The sequence below is a fragment of the Mesorhizobium sp. W067 genome, assembly GCF_054719525.1.
On sequence record NZ_JBTTII010000001.1, the window covers coordinates 3,510,303 to 3,523,907 of the forward strand.

16 protein-coding genes are annotated in these 13,605 nt (G+C 63.6%); all 16 read left to right on the top strand.

The features are described 5' to 3' along the window. Positions 1 to 144: 144 nt before the first annotated feature. Complete coding sequence (locus tag ACYG97_RS17085) at positions 145 to 1,956, top strand: DUF1217 domain-containing protein (RefSeq protein ID WP_023733430.1); 1,812 nt, start codon at positions 145 to 147, stop codon at positions 1,954 to 1,956. A gap of 7 nt (positions 1,957 to 1,963) precedes the next feature. Beyond that, entirely contained in the window at positions 1,964 to 2,689 is a 726-nt protein-coding gene (gene flgF, locus ACYG97_RS17090; RefSeq protein WP_023671749.1) for a flagellar basal-body rod protein FlgF, read from the top strand. A 4-nt stretch (positions 2,690 to 2,693) separates the two neighbouring features. Further along, positions 2,694 to 4,115 (top strand): flagellar protein export ATPase FliI, encoded by a 1,422-nt coding sequence (gene fliI / locus ACYG97_RS17095; protein WP_023733431.1) that lies wholly within the window; start codon positions 2,694 to 2,696, stop codon positions 4,113 to 4,115. Continuing rightward, positions 4,102 to 4,968 (top strand): hypothetical protein, encoded by an 867-nt coding sequence (locus ACYG97_RS17100; protein ID WP_031249020.1) that lies wholly within the window; start codon positions 4,102 to 4,104, stop codon positions 4,966 to 4,968. The genes fliI and ACYG97_RS17100 overlap by 14 nt, the downstream gene beginning before the upstream one ends. Positions 4,969 to 5,052: 84 nt before the next feature. Further along, positions 5,053 to 5,433 carry a flagellar basal body rod protein FlgB gene (gene flgB / locus ACYG97_RS17105; protein ID WP_023691724.1) on the top strand — a complete coding sequence of 127 codons (381 nt, stop codon included), beginning with the start codon at positions 5,053 to 5,055 and terminating at the stop codon, positions 5,431 to 5,433. Between the two features lie 2 nt (positions 5,434 to 5,435). Further along, entirely contained in the window at positions 5,436 to 5,852 is a 417-nt protein-coding gene (flgC, locus tag ACYG97_RS17110) for a flagellar basal body rod protein FlgC (protein WP_023733433.1), read from the top strand. Then, on the top strand, positions 5,852 to 6,187 hold the full coding sequence (locus ACYG97_RS17115; RefSeq protein ID WP_023733434.1) for a flagellar hook-basal body complex protein FliE: 336 nt from the start codon (positions 5,852 to 5,854) through the stop codon (positions 6,185 to 6,187). The genes flgC and ACYG97_RS17115 overlap by 1 nt, the downstream gene beginning before the upstream one ends. Positions 6,188 to 6,199: 12 nt before the next feature. Beyond that, positions 6,200 to 6,988, top strand: coding sequence for a flagellar basal-body rod protein FlgG (flgG, locus tag ACYG97_RS17120; protein ID WP_023673650.1), 789 nt, complete (start codon positions 6,200 to 6,202; stop codon positions 6,986 to 6,988). A gap of 6 nt (positions 6,989 to 6,994) precedes the next feature. Then, positions 6,995 to 7,522, top strand: coding sequence for a flagellar basal body P-ring formation chaperone FlgA (gene flgA, locus ACYG97_RS17125; protein ID WP_023733435.1), 528 nt, complete (start codon positions 6,995 to 6,997; stop codon positions 7,520 to 7,522). After that, the gene (locus ACYG97_RS17130; protein ID WP_023673652.1) at positions 7,519 to 8,760 is read left to right on the top strand and encodes a flagellar basal body P-ring protein FlgI; all 1,242 of its coding nucleotides are present in this window, start codon (positions 7,519 to 7,521) and stop codon (positions 8,758 to 8,760) included. The genes flgA and ACYG97_RS17130 overlap by 4 nt, the downstream gene beginning before the upstream one ends. Before the next feature lie 3 nt (positions 8,761 to 8,763). Continuing rightward, on the top strand, positions 8,764 to 9,345 hold the full coding sequence (locus ACYG97_RS17135) for a MotE family protein (RefSeq protein WP_031192939.1): 582 nt from the start codon (positions 8,764 to 8,766) through the stop codon (positions 9,343 to 9,345). Further along, on the top strand, positions 9,342 to 10,046 hold the full coding sequence (flgH, locus tag ACYG97_RS17140) for a flagellar basal body L-ring protein FlgH (protein WP_023673654.1): 705 nt from the start codon (positions 9,342 to 9,344) through the stop codon (positions 10,044 to 10,046). The genes ACYG97_RS17135 and flgH overlap by 4 nt, the downstream gene beginning before the upstream one ends. 17 nt (positions 10,047 to 10,063) lie before the next feature. Beyond that, the gene (locus ACYG97_RS17145) at positions 10,064 to 10,564 is read left to right on the top strand and encodes a flagellar basal body-associated FliL family protein (RefSeq protein WP_023733437.1); all 501 of its coding nucleotides are present in this window, start codon (positions 10,064 to 10,066) and stop codon (positions 10,562 to 10,564) included. Then, complete coding sequence (gene fliP, locus ACYG97_RS17150; protein ID WP_023817295.1) at positions 10,561 to 11,292, top strand: flagellar type III secretion system pore protein FliP; 732 nt, start codon at positions 10,561 to 10,563, stop codon at positions 11,290 to 11,292. Before ACYG97_RS17145 ends, fliP begins: the two co-directional genes overlap by 4 nt. Before the next feature lie 210 nt (positions 11,293 to 11,502). After that, positions 11,503 to 12,387, top strand: coding sequence for a flagellin N-terminal helical domain-containing protein (locus ACYG97_RS17155; protein WP_023683303.1), 885 nt, complete (start codon positions 11,503 to 11,505; stop codon positions 12,385 to 12,387). A gap of 282 nt (positions 12,388 to 12,669) precedes the next feature. Beyond that, positions 12,670 to 13,554, top strand: a complete 885-nt coding sequence (locus ACYG97_RS17160) for a flagellin N-terminal helical domain-containing protein (protein ID WP_023683302.1) — start codon at positions 12,670 to 12,672, stop codon at positions 13,552 to 13,554. The last annotated feature ends 51 nt before the right edge of the window (positions 13,555 to 13,605 follow it).

Here is a 13,605-nt window from a genome sequence, read left to right on the forward strand (position 1 = left end):
GCCAGATCCTTCCGCATCACGTCAGGCCTAACCGATAGCCCCCGTGCCTTGTGTGAGGCTTGAATCATGCAAGGTGAGGCGATTCAGCCTCGCGCAAGCAAGTCCGCATACTCTTGCTTTTGAAGCTGCGACCGGAGGCATGTCGTGTTGAGCACTTTTACCAGCTACCAGCTCATCGCCAGGGACATCCCCAAGGCGATCGACCGCATCGAGGCGGAGCCGATCACCAAGCGCGACACCGACTACTATCTCGCCAACATCGGCAGCGTGAAATCGATAGACGATTTCGTAAAGAACGACCGGCTGTTCAAATATGCCATGAAGGCCTTCGGTCTCGGCGACATGGCTTACGCCAAGGCCTTCATGGTCAAAGCCCTGAAGGAAGGGGTGTCGGATTCCGACAGCTTCGCCAACAAACTGAGCGACAAGCGTTATGCCGAGTTCGTGTCGGCCTTCAATTTCGCCGCCCTGGGCCCTAATGCCACGAGCTACAATTCGGCGCAGCAGGGCGTGACCAACAATTACGGCCTCCAGGTCTCGGTCGGCCCTTCGCAGAACGGCTTCACCTACTACAAGGGCGAAACCTCGTACTACCTGAGCAACATTTCCAACGTAAAATCGATCGACGACCTGATGGGCAACGATCGCCTGCTCACCTATGCGATGGCCGCGTTCGGCCTGGACGCCGACGCCGAGCCGGCTGTGACCGTGCGGGCCATGCTGGAAGGCGGCGTCACCGACCCGAACAGCCCCGCAAACACGTCGACAAACAAGGGCTATGCGGCTTTCGTCGCGGCTTTCGACTTTGCCCAATATGGCGACCAGGCTACGGCGGGCGACGCCGTCCAGCAGGCGGTCCCAAAAGCTGTGATCGGCGGAACCGGGCTGCTGCTCGTCAAGCCGACCGCGCAATACATCAAGGGCGAGGCCGACTACTACGCAGCCAACATCTCCAAGGTGAAGTCCATCGAAGACCTGCTGAAGGACAAGCGCCTGCTGACCTTCGCCATGGCTGCCTATGGGCTTGATGCATCGACCCAGACGACGAAGCAGATCCGCACCATGCTTACCGGCGGCGTTGCCGATCCGTTGAGCCCCGCCAATTTGTTGACCGACAAGAGCTACGCCAACTTCGTCAGCGCCTTTGATTTTGCCCAGTATGGCGATCAGACGACCACGCGCGACGCGGTGCTGAAGACCACGCCGAAGCTCTACACGACCGAGTCCAGTCTCGGCCTCATCAAGCCGAATGCGGACGCCGTCCAGGCCGAGACCAGCTACTACCTCGCCAACATCACCAAGGTGAAATCGGTCGACGACCTGATGGCCGACAGCCGCCTTTATAACTATGCTCTGTCCGCAAGCGGGCTCGATCCGGCGACCACCAACAAGGATCTCGTCCGTGATGTCCTTGAGGGCGGTGTCCGCGATCCCGCCAGTGTCGCCAACAAGCTCTCCAACAAGGCCTATGCCAGGCTCGCCACCTCGTTGAATTTCGAGGCCTACGGCGAAGCGGCAACGACCCGCAGCCCGTCGCAGCAGCCGGTGGTCGACAAATACATGCGCCAGACCCTGGAAGAAGACGCCGGCAAGACCAATGAGGGCGTGCGGTTGGCGCTCTATTTCGAGCGCAAGGCCTCGACCATCACCAACTGGTACGACGTGCTGGCCGACACGGCCCTGGCCAGCGTGGTACGCACCGCCATCGGCCTGCCCGATTCCTTCGCTGCCGCAGATATCGACAAGCAGGCGCAGGCCTTCGAGGCAAAGCTCGACCTCACGGATTTCACCGACCCGGCCAAGCTCGAGAAATTCCTCACCCGCTTCACCAGCCTTTGGGAAATCAATCATCCGACCTCGACCGCCCAGACATCGATCGGTGTGCTGTTTGCGCAGCCGACCACCGTCGGCATCTCGACCGATCTGATGATGGCCATGCAGAAACTGAGATTCTGAGAACACCATGCAGGACAGCCTTTACGTCGCCCTTTCCTCGCAGATCGCGCTTGAGCGCCGTCTCGACACCATCGCCGATAATGTCGCCAACGCCTCGACCATCGGCTTTCGCGCCACCGGCGTGAAGTTCGAGGATGTCGTTTCCGGCAGCGGCCCCAAATCGGTGTCCTTCGCCTCCTCCGGCAAGACCTATTTGTCCGGCGCGCATGGCGCGATGACGCAGACCGGCAACCCGTTCGACTTCGCCGTCCAGGGCGATGCCTGGTTCGGCATCGACACCCCGGCCGGCACCGTGATGACGCGCGACGGACGTTTTTCGATGAACGAGAACGGCGAGTTGATGTCGCTCGAAGGCCATCCGGTGCTCGACGCCGGCGGTGCGCCGATCCAGCTCGACCCGCGCGACGGCCCACCCAAGGCGGGCGCCGACGGCTCGCTGCGCCAGGGCGACAAGCTCGTCGGCGCCATCGGCCTGTTCAATTTCGATCCCGGCCCGAATTTCGTCCGCTACGGCAATTCTGGCATCGTGCCCGCGCGTGCGCCGGAGCCGGTCACCGACCGTTCCGATCTCGGCGTCGCGCAGGGCTATGTCGAGGAATCTAACGTCAATCCGGTGCTGGAGATGACGCGCCTGATCATGGTCCAGCGCGCCTTCGAGAACACGGCGGCGCTGATGCGCCAGACCGATGCCTCGACCGACGACGCCATCAAGACGCTCGGCTCCAAGTCGTAGCAGCATGTCGAGCAGCAAATCATCGATACGCGCGCTTGAACGGCAACCGGAGACAGCACCGGAAAACCGGCTGGCTGCGCTGGAGCGGATCTGGCGCCGCTTCGATGACACCGAGACGTTGCTGCGGCGCGGCGGCCGTGTTTCGGAGGTTTCGCCAACGCATTACAAGGTGCGCGGCCTGTCTGAAGTCGCCAGGCTTGGCGACCTCGTCGAACAGCGCGGCAATGCCGGCACGCGCCGCGGCGAGATCGTCAGGATCGGCCGCGACGAAGTCGTCATCGCCCCCTTCGAACGCAGCGCCGACGCCGGCATCGGCGACGCCGTGTTTCGCCGCGGCCCGCTGACGGTAACGCCGCATGCTTCGTGGCGCGGGCGCGCCATCGACGCGCTGACCCGCGTCATCGACGGCGGTCCGCCGCTGATCAGGATCGGCGAGGCTGCGAGCGGCGACGGCACAACGCCCGGCGCCATGGCGCGGCAGCGCGTCGGCACCGCCTTCACGACCGGGGTCAAGGTCGTCGACATCTTCACGCCGCTCTGCCTCGGCCAGCGCCTCGGCGTCTTTGCCGGTTCCGGCGTCGGCAAGTCGACGCTGCTCGCCATGCTGGCCGGCGCCGACGCCTTCGACACCGTGGTCGTGGCGCTGATCGGCGAGCGCGGCCGCGAGGTACGCGAATTCCTCGAAGACACGATCGGCGCAGAGAGCATGGCCAAGACGGTCGCCGTCGTCGCCACCAGTGACGAGAGCGCCATGATGCGCCGGCGCGCGCCGGATACCGCCATGCGCGTTGCCGAACATTTTCGCGACCAGGGCCATCGCGTGCTGCTGGTGCTGGATTCGATTACCCGCTTTGCCCATGCGCTGCGCGAGGTGGCGACCGGCACCGGCGAGCCGCCGGTCGCCCGGGGCTATCCCGCTTCGGTTTTCACCGACCTGCCGAAGCTGCTCGAACGCGCCGGACCTGGCGCTGAAGGCCCCGGTATCAAAGGACAGGGATCGATCACTGCCATCATCTCGGTGCTGGTCGACGGCGATGACCACAACGACCCGGTTGCCGATTCGGTACGCGGCATCCTCGACGGCCATGTCGTGCTCGACCGCGCCATTGCCGAACAGGGCCGCTACCCCCCGGTCAATCCGCTGTCGTCGATCTCGCGCCTCGCCGACAAGGCATGGAGCCCCGAGCAACGCATGCTGGTGACCAGGCTGAAATCGATGATCTCGCGCTTCGAGGACACCCGCGACATCCGCCTGCTCGGTGCCTATCAGGGCGGCGCCGACGCCGAGCTCGATATTGCCGTGCGCCAGGTGCCGCTGATCTACGAGGCGCTGACGCAGTCGCCCAGGGATCGCGCCTCGAGCGACGCATTCTCCGACCTCGCCCGTCATCTGAAAGGCAAGCAAAGTGTCGATGCAGGAGACTGAGCTTCAGTACACCGAGCGGCTTTTGCGCGAGATGATCGCAGAGGCCAGTGCCGCGGAAGAAGCCCGGGCCAACGAAGCGAGAGCTGTCAGGGCAAAGGCCGATCTCGACAAGGCCGCCAAGGCTGAGGCCATTCTGGCCAGGGCCGCCAGGCCATTCTTGCCCAGGGTAGCCAGCGTAGTCGAGTCCACTGTGCCTCGCTTGGCCGAGCCTGCCTTGCCCAGCGTCGTCAAGCCTGAATTGCCAAGGACCCCTCGCGCCGGCCCCAAAGAAGCTATCGAGACCAGTCGCGACTCGCTTCTCGACGGGCTGTTCCCGGTCACCGAATGGCCGCAGCCGCCAAGGCCGCAATATCCCAGGCTCGACAAGAAATCCGACCGCCGCAGCGATATCGTCTTTGCCGCGCTCGGCATCACGCTCGGCCTGATCTGCGCGCTGTTTCCCTGGTATATCTTCTTCAATCAGGACCAGTTCGGCGTGCAGGCGATCAAGTTCGGCGGCAGCGGCACCAATGCAGGGCGGGTCAGCGGCGGTTCGCAGATGGAAAACAGCGGTCAGCCGCTGACGGCAAACGATGTTCCCGATGTCGACCTGTTCGCCACCGGCACGCTGCAGGACCCCGAGGACAAGACCCAGCCTCCCGGCGTCGACGAGCAGCCCTTCCCGGCGGATCCCAAATTTCGCATGGTTCATGTCGCCAATGGCCGCGCCATGATCGAGGACGATGCCGGCCTGTGGATCGTCCAGCGCGGCTCGAAGCTGCCCGACTCCAGCGTCGTCTCGTCGATCGAGCAACGCGGCGGCAAGTGGGTCATGGTCACCAGCACCGACCAGGTGATCGAACTCTCCAAATAGCGGCACACCGGCTTACGCCTGGCCCGCGCAAGGTCCGCGCAAGACTGGCAGCCTAGTCTTGTACGTACCAGCCTGGAGATCCCCATGGAGCCCATCAACCTTTTCGATCTCGCCGCCAAGCAGTCGCAATGGCTGTCGGTGCGCCAGTCCGCAATTGCCGGCAACATCGCCAACGTCAACACGCCCGGCTACACCGCCGGCGATGTCGAGCCGTTCGAGAAGGTGCTCGACCGCACGGCAGTGTCGCTGACCGCCACCCAGGCAGGCCACCTCGGCACTGCCGCCACTAATGCCGGCTTCACGGTCAAGCCAGAAGAGACGACCGGCGCCATCATGCCCTCGAAGAACACGGTGGTGGTCGAGAACGAACTGATGAAGGCCGGCGAGGTCCGCCGCTCCTTCGAGCTCAACACCGCGATCGTCAAGGCCTTCCATTCGATGATGATGATGGCGGTAAAGAGCTGACAATGGACGCCTTGACCTCAGCCCTCAAGATCGCCGCGTCCGGCCTCAGCGCCCAGTCTGACCGTTTGCGCGTCGTTTCGGAAAATCTCGCCAACGCGCAGTCGACCGGCAACACCCCGGGCGCCGACCCCTATCGCCGCAAGACCATCAGTTTCGCCTCGGAACTCGACCGTGCCTCGGGTGGCACGACAGTTGAGGTCAACTCCATCGACCGCGACCCCAGCGACTTTCCCGTCGAATTCCAGCCCGGCAACGAGGCCGCCGACGACAAGGGCTACGTCAAGATGCCCAATGTAAACGTGCTGGTCGAGATGGCCGACATGAGCGAGGCCAACCGCTCCTACGAAGCCAACCTTCAGGTCATCAAGCAGGCGCGTGATCTGATCTCCATGACCATCGACCTGATGAGGAACCAGTAATGATCAGCGGCATTGGCGGTATCGGATCGCTTCCCCTCAAGCCGGAGATCGGTGGCGCCGATACCACGACCGACCTGTTCCAGGGCATCAGGGCGCCGATGGCCGGCAGCGAAATCGGCACCACCTTCGCCGAAGCGCTGAGCCAGGCTGCTTCAAAGACCGTCAACACCTTGCAGAATGCCGAGCAGGTGTCGATCCAGGCGCTGAGGGGCGACGCCGACACCCGCCAGGTCGTCGACGCCGTCATGAGCGCCCAGCAGGCCCTGCAGACCACGATCGCCATTCGCGACAAGGTCGTCTCCGCCTATCTCGAAATCAGCCGTATGGGCATCTGAGGAGAACTTGCCGTGAAAGCACTCGCCATCGCAGCGACCGGCATGAATGCCCAGCAGACAAATCTGGAAGTCATCGCCAACAACATCGCCAACATCAACACCACCGGCTACAAGCGCGCGCGCGCCGAATTCTCCGACCTGCTCTACCAGGTCGACCGCACGCAGGGCGTGCCCAACCGCTCCAATTCATCGCTTGTGCCGGAAGGCGTGTCGATCGGCCTCGGCGTCAAGACGACGGCGGTGCGCAACGTCCATACGCAGGGCGAACTGACCTCGACCGGCAACAGTTTCGACATGGCGCTGACGGGCCGCGGCTGGTTCCAGATCGAGGGCGGCGACGGCGGCACGCTCTACAGCCGCGCCGGCGCCTTCAACACCAACGCCACCGGCCAGCTGGTGACCGTCGACGGCGCCAATGTCATCCCGGCCATCACCGTGCCGACCGATGCCATCGAAGTTGTCGTCAACAAGACCGGCCAGGTCTTTGCCCGCATCGACGGCCAGACCGACCTCCAGCTGCTGGGCCAGCTGCAGCTCGCCAACTTCGCCAATGAAGCAGGCCTCGCGCCGCTCGGCGACAATCTGTTCCAGGAGACGCCGGCCTCCGGCCCGGCCAATGTCGGCGTGCCCGGCGATCCCGGCTTCGCCTCGGTCGAGCAGGGTTATCTCGAGGCCTCCAACGTCGATCCGGTCAAGGAAATCACCGAGCTGATCTCGGCGCAGCGCGCCTATGAGATGAACTCCAAGGTCATCCAGGCCGCCGACGACATGGCCTCCGTCGTGTCCAAGAACATCAGGTAAGATTTGATGGTCTCTCCGGCCTTCCGCTCCGCGCTTTGCCGCACCGCGCTGATCCTGGCGCTGGTGGCCGGCGGTGGGCCGGCGTTTGCCCAGGAGAGCGCAGACCAGCAGACCACCACTCAGGTCGCGAGCAGTCAGGCAACCGGCGAGATCGTTCTGATCCCCAACCGGGTCATTTATCCCGGCGAGATGATCGACACCGGCGTGCTGAAACCGGTGACGCTGCTCCCCGGCAAGCACAGGCCAGATGCGGTCGCCACGCGGGCCATGGAACTCCAGGGCAAGGTCGCCAAGCGCACGCTGCTGCCCGGCCGCTATATCCCGGTCGCCGCCATCCGCGACGCCTGGCTGGTCGAACAGGGTGCCGCCGTGCAGGTCTATTTCATCGCGGGCGACCTCACCATTTCGGCCACGGCGGTGTCGCTGCAGCCGGGTGCCGCCGGCGATTTGATAAAGGTCCGCAACACAGACAGCGGCAAGATCTTTTCCGGCACGGTGATGGCTGACGGCACCATCCGGGTCAGCGCGTCATGAGACGCGGAGCTGCCCTTCTGCTCGCGGCCGTTGTCGGCCTGCAGCCGGCGCTGGCCGACGGTCTTACGCCGAAGCAAAAGCGCGATCTTGCCGGCCAGAATGGCGGCGCCTTTGTCGATCCCGAATACGATCCGGCCACCACCAACCGCATGTTCAGGGTCTCCAACGGCCCAAGCTCTCTGCCACCCGGCCAGGTCGCATCGCGCATCAAGGACATTGCGCAGCTGCAGGCTTCGCGCGACAACCAGCTCGTCGGCTACGGCCTCGTCATCGGCCTCGCCGGATCGGGCGACAGCCTGCGCAATTCGCCCTTCACCGAACAGTCGATCCGCGCCATGCTCGAAAATCTCGGCATTGCCACCGAAGGTGGCAGCGCGCGGGCCAAGAACGTCGCCGCCGTCATCGTCACCGCCAACATGCCGCCTTACGTGCAGTCTGGGGCCCGCATCGACATCGACGTCTCCTCCATGGGCGACGCCACATCGCTTGCCGGCGGCACGCTGATAATGACGCCACTGAAGGCGGCCGATGGCGAGATCTATGCTGTCGGGCAAGGCTCGGTCATCGTTTCCGGCTTCACTGCCCAAGGCGATGCCGAAAAGCTGACGCAGGGCGTGCCGACGGCCGGCCGCGTGCCCAACGGCGCCATCGTCGAGCGCACTGTGCGCGCCGAATTCGAGGACCAGGCGCTGCTCACCTTGCAATTGCGCAACCCCGATTTCTCCACTGCCGTCCGCATCGCCGACGCCATCAACGGCTACACCTCGCAACGCTTCGGCATGCGCGTGGCGGCGGAGCGCGATGCACGTACCGTGCAGATCAGGCGGCCGAAGAATGTTTCGGCGGCGCGCTTCTACGCCGAGATCGAGAATTTGGTGGTCGAGACCGACACGCCGGCACGCGTCGTCATCGACGAACGCACCGGCACCATCGTCATCGGCAACGAGGTCAAGATCTCGCGGGTGGCGATCAGCCACGGCACGCTCACCGTGCGCATCACCGAACAGCCGAAGATCGTCCAGCCGGAACCGTTCTCCAAGGGCGTGACAGCGGAGGAACCCTTCACCACCATCGATGCCACGCGGCCTGACGCCCGCGTCAATGTGCTCGACGGACCGAACCTCGAAACGCTGGTGTCGGGCCTCAACCGTCTCGGCGTCAAGCCGGACGGCATCATTGCCATTTTGCAAGGCATCAAGTCGGCCGGCGCTTTGCAGGCCGATCTGGTTCTCCAATAGGCCATGCCGATGATCGATTTCTTTTCCCAAAAGCAGCACCGCCGAAGCGCAGCCTTGGCAGCTTGCGTCATCGCCGCCACCGTCCTTGCCGGCGGCACTGTTCGCGCGGAAGAAGCGGTGCGGCAGGTTCTTCCTGGCGGGCAACAGCCGGCGGCAGTGCAGCAGCTGGTCCGCGAGAAGGTGCCCGATGAAAGCGAGATCCAGCGCTTCTGCTCCAACATCGCCGACGCCGCCCGCGACCGCCGTTACGCGCTGCAGGCCGAAGAGTTGAAGCAGTTGCAGGCTGGCATCGACCAGCGCATGAAGGCGCTGGACGACAAGCGCGCCGAATACGAGCAATGGCTGAAGCGGCGTGAAGTTTTCCTGGCCCGCGCCGAGGATGGCGTCGTCAAGATCTATGCCGGCATGAAACCGGATGCCGCGGCCGAGCGCCTGGCCATGGTCAACACCGATCTCGCCGCCGCCATCCTGATGAAACTCGATTCGCGCAAGGCCGGCGTCATTCTCAACGAAATGGACCAGAAGGCGGCAGCCACGCTCACCGGCATTATGGCCAGCGCGGCGCGAAGGATAGACCCGTCATGAAGTCGCATATACTCGCCCTGGTCGCCACCGCTTCACTTGCCGGCTGCGCCTCCGACCCCAGGGAGATCGGCAGGGAGCCGGCGCTGTCGCCGGTTGGCACCGGCATTACCGGCAGCGTCAATGCGCCCTACTCCTATCCCGAAACGCCACCCGCGCCAGTGAAGAAATTCTCGCTGTGGGATGATCGCCAGAGCCGGTTGTTCACCGACCCACGCGCGCTGCGCGACGGCGACATCCTCACCGTCAGGATCAAGCTCAACGACAAGGCCAACTTCAAGAACCAGAACGACCGCAGCCGCACCGCCGGGCGCAAGCTCGGCTATGACGTCAACCTCGGATGGGAAGGTGCCACCACCAGCGGCAAGGGCGACGCGGGGCTGAGCTCCACCACCGAAACCAATGCGGACGGCGAAATCAAGCGCTCGGAGAACCTCGAGCTCAACGTCGCCGCCGTCGTCACCGAAGTCCTGCCCAACGGCAATCTGATGATCCGCGGCTCACAGGAGGTGCGCGTCAATTACGAGCTCAGGGTGCTGACCATCGCCGGCATGGTGCGTCCATCCGATATCGGCGCTGAAAACACCATCTCTTATGAACGCATCGCCGAGGCGCGCATCTCCTATGGCGGCCGCGGCCGCGTCAGCGAAATTCAGCAGCCCGCTTACGGTCAGCAGATCCTCGACCAAGTCCTCCCCTTTTAGGACTGGAGAACGGCGCCGTGGCAAATGTCGAACAGGTTCAGCAAAAAAAGGGCCCGTCGCTTGTCATCCAGCTTGCGATGCTGCTGGCGGTGACGGGCGCCGCGATCGGCATGGGCTGGATGTCCGGCGGCTATCTGAAGGGCGTCGGGGGACCGGTGCCTGTGCCCGCCGCACCGGAGAACCAGTCCAATGCCGAGCAACCGAGCAAGGCGGCCGAACATGCTCCCGGCACCGGGCCGACGCTTGTCCAGCTGGCGCCGATCACCACCAATCTGGCTTCGCCTGCCGACACCTGGATAAGGTTGGAAGCGTCAGTGATCTACGATGCGCCGCAGCCGCCCGAACTCACCGAAAGCATTCACCAGGACCTGCTGGCCATGGTCCGCACCCTGAAGATGCATCAGATCGAAGGTGCCAGCGGCTACCAGCATTTGAAAGCCGACCTCGAGGAGCGCGCCGCAATCCGCAGCGGTGGCCATGCCAAACAGGTTCTGATCAGGACATTGCTGCTCGAATGAGAAAACTCGTCCTCGCCGCCGCGATCGTCGTCGCCACCACCTCTGTCGCCGCCGCCCAGCAGCTCGATCTCGGCGGCATCGGCAAGGCCGACGGCGCCACCGTCGGCTATATCATCCAGATGTTCGGTCTGCTCACCGTGCTGTCGGTGGCGCCGGGCCTGTTGATCATGGTGACGAGCTTCACCCGCTTCGTCATCGCCTTCTCGATCCTGCGCGCCGGCATCGGCCTGCAGTCGACGCCGGCCAATCTGATCCTGATCTCGCTGTCGCTGTTCATGACCTTCTACGTCATGGCGCCGACCTTCGACCAGGCCTGGAACACCGGCGTCAAGCCGCTGATGGACAACCAGATCAGCCAGACCGAGGCGTTCGAAAAGATTTCGGACCCGTTCCGCACCTTCATGCTGCACAATGTCCGCGACAAGGACTTCGACCTGTTCGCCGATCTCGCCCGCGAACGCGGCCAGGTCGTTGCCAGGGACACCGTCGACCTGCGCATCCTGGTGCCGGCCTTCATGATCTCCGAAATCCGCCGCGGCTTCGAGATCGGCTTCCTGATCGTGCTGCCGTTCCTCGTCATCGACCTGATCGTCGCCACCATCACCATGGCCATGGGCATGATGATGCTGCCGCCGACCGTCGTTTCGCTGCCCTTCAAGATCCTGTTCTTCGTCCTCATCGACGGCTGGAACCTGCTTGTCGGCAGCCTGGTGCGCTCCTTCACCTGACCGTCCGCGCGCCCTTGGCGCCTTGCTAAAATTTTATGCAATATATTTCCGGTTAACCGTCCCGTTTAGCCCTTTGGTAGGGACTTGCCCGCATATTGCTCGCAGATGGCGGGTGATCGGGTCTCACGATCATTGGCATGATGCCGCTCCGTCATACCGGAAAAGCCGGTATGTCAAAAACACCCTGTAAAAATCAAGGTACGAGTAGCCATGTCCAGTATCATGACGAACGCCTCGGCGCTGACCGCGCTGCAGAGCCTGAACAACACCAACAAATCCCTCGAGCAGACGCAGGCCCGCATCTCGACCGGCTACCGCGTTGCCACCGCTTCCGACAACGCCGCTTACTGGTCGATCGCGACCTCGATGAAGTCCGACAACAAGGCCAACTCGGCCGTGCAGGACGCCCTCGGCCTCGGCGCCGGCAAGGTTGACACCGCCTACACCGCCATCAACGACGTCAAGGACCAGGTCGACCTGATCAAGACCAAGCTGGTCACTGCCCGCAGCGCCTCGAAGGAAGACCAGCAGAAGATCGCGACCGAAATCAACGCCATCCAGGCGCAGATCAAGTCCTCGGTCGCCAACGCCAACTTCGCCGGCTCGAACCTGCTGCAGAACGACGCTGCCGCTGCGTCCGACCTGAAGATCGTTGCGGCTTACAACCGTACCGGCGCGACCGTCACCATCGACACCATCGACGTCAAGGCTGCCGATACGCAGGTTCTCGATGTCGCCGGCACGGGCGGCATCGTCGGCGGCCTGCTCGCCGCTGCCTTCTTCGACCCGAGCACCACGGCGGTTACCCCCGCCGCCATCGACACCGCGCTCGGCACTGTTGAAACCGCGCTTGCCAAGCTGTCCACCGGCGCTGCCTCGCTCGGCGCCGCCAAGTCGCGCATTGACACCCAGAAGAGCTTCCTGTCGAACCTGTCGGACTCGATCGACAAGGGCGTCGGCGCTCTGGTCGACGCCGACATGAATAAGGAATCGACCCGTCTGCAGGCCCTCCAGGTCCAGCAGCAGCTCGGCATCCAGGCGCTGTCGATCGCCAACGGCAACTCGCAGTCGATCCTGTCGCTCTTCCGCGGCTGATCTCTCGACATTACGACTGACACCATCCGTCGGGCCGCGCCAACAGCGCGGCCCGATTTCTTTTTGCGGCTGTTGATTGTCTTGCTAAATGGCTGCCGATTTTTGCTCTTGGCCAGCGCCCTGAATGGCTTGGTTTAACAGGCCGTTAACCATATCCCGGTAGTCATGGTTAACCATTCCATGGCGGGCAGACCATACGGTCGATGGGCTTATGCCTACCCCCTTGATGAAGTTGATCCGGCGTGTTCGGGACACGCCAGTGTTTGAAAAGGGGTAAATATCTTGGCTAGCATCATGACGAACGCTTCGGCTCTGACCGCGCTGCAGAGCCTGAACAACACCAACAAGCAGCTTGAAACCACCCAGTCACGCATTTCGACCGGCTACCGCGTCGCCACCGCCAGCGACAACGCCGCCTACTGGTCGATCGCCACCACGATGAAGTCCGACAACAAGGCGCTTTCGGCCGTTCAGGACGCGCTTGGCCTCGGCGCCGGCAAGGTCGATACCGCCTACACCGCCATCACCGACATCAAGGACCAGGTCGACCTGATCAAGGCCAAGCTGGTCACTGCACGCAGCGCCAGCAAGGACGACCAGCAGAAGATCGCGACCGAAATCAAGGCCATCCAGGACCAGATCAAGTCGTCGGTTACCAACGCCTCCTATGCCGGCTCGAACCTGCTGCAGAACGACGCTGCTGCGACCTCCGACCTGAAGATCGTCGCGTCCTATAACCGCACCGGCACGACCGTCGCCATCGACACCATCGACGTCAAGGCGGCCGACACGCAGGTTCTCGATCTTCCTGGCACTGGCGGCATCGTCGGCGCTCTGCTGGCGACGACCTTCTTCGATCCCAGCACCACCCAGGTCCTCCCGGCGGCCATCGACACCGCACTCGGCGCCGTTGAAACGGCGCTTGCCAAGCTGTCCACGGGTGCCGCCTATCTCGGCGCCGCCAAGTCGCGCATCGACACCCAGAAGAGCTTCCTGTCGAACCTCTCGGACTCCATCGACAAGGGCGTCGGCGCGCTGGTCGACGCCGACATGAACAAGGAATCCACGCGGCTGCAGGCCCTCCAGGTCCAGCAGCAGCTCGGCATCCAGTCGCTGTCGATCGCCAACGGCAACTCGCAGTCGATCCTGGCGCTGTTCAAGCAGTAAGCCTGACCCGGCTTTCTCTTCCTTGAATAAGGGCCGCGCCAACAGCGCGGC